This is a genomic window from Nocardioides hungaricus, assembly GCF_054782915.1.
On the sequence record NZ_BAAGRO010000068.1, the window covers coordinates 1 to 1246 of the forward strand.

Below are 1246 nucleotides of genomic sequence, written 5' to 3' on the forward strand. Positions count from 1 at the left end.
AGCATCGCGAGGGCGATGAGTGCCTCGGGGGACTTGAAGCCGAAGGCGACGCGGGTGATGAGGCGGATCTTGGTGTTGACCGACTCGATGCGCCCGTTGGACAGTCCGTGCTCGATCGCGGCCAGGATCGAGGCACGGTGTTTCACGATGCTCTTGGCCAGCTTGACGAACGCGGGTATGCGGCAGCGGCGGGCCCAGGACAGCCACTTGTCGAGTGCCTCGGTCGCCTCGTCGAGCGGGAGTTTGAACACGGTTCGCAGGCCCTCTTTGAGCAGGTAGGCCCGGTACAGCCGGGGGTTGGTCTTGACGATCCACTCCAGTTGCGTGGTCTGTTTGAGCGTCAGGTCCTCGGGGTTCTTCCACAACGCCCAGCGAGCGCCTTTCAGGTCCTTCGCGAGGCCGCTCGCGCGGCCCGCACGGCGCTGGAACACGGCGCCGCGAGCGGCGTTCCAGGCTTCGCGGCGGACCTCGTCGAGGGCCTCGGTCGCCCACTTCACGACATGGAACGGATCAGCACAACGCACCGCGTTCGGGCACCGCTCGGCGACCACACCGCTGATCCATTCCGCGCCGTCGGCGCTGACGTGGGTGATCAGCGCACACCGGTCCTCACCTGCGCAAACACCGGATTCGGCGAGTGCGTCGAAGAACTTGGCGAGGGTGGCCTTGTCGCGGCCTGGAGCGGCCCATACCAGCCGGCCCGAGTCGTGGTCGACCACGATGGTGAGGTACTTGTGGCCCTTCTTGTAGGAGATCTCATCGACCCCGATCTTCCGCAGGCCGGCGAAGGCGTCCAGGGCGGCAGCGGTGTCGGCCCAGTAGCGGGTGATGATCGCCCCCACGGTGCGCCACGCGATGCGCATCAGCACCGTGATCGCGGTCTTCGAGGCCTGGGTGGCCAGCCAGGCCACCTGCTGATCGAACGCGTGAGTATGCCCGGCGCCGTGACGCGCCCACGGCACCGCCGCGACGACCACCCCGTGGTCGGGGCAACGGACCCGAGGTGCTTCGGCCTCGAGGAAGACCAGCACCTCTCCGAAGTCCAGCCCCCGCCATCGGCGGCGCCCCTCGCCAGCGTCGTAGCGCCCCGACCGGCGCCCACACCTGCCGCACCGCGACGCAGCTCGCGACGTCGGCCGGACGCTGGCGACCAGGCTCACCGTCCCGTCGAACTCTTCCTCAAACTCGACACCCTCGACCACCGTCCTCTCGACCCCGAGGAGCCGTCGCCATACAGTCCTTGCTT

Annotated in this window: 1 protein-coding gene; it reads right to left on the reverse strand. The window is 68.2% G+C overall.

All coding sequences use genetic code 11. The features are described from left to right. Positions 1-1246 (reverse strand): ISL3 family transposase (locus ACYVKX_RS23130; RefSeq protein WP_460836078.1); only part of this gene is annotated, 1246 nt, incomplete at both ends.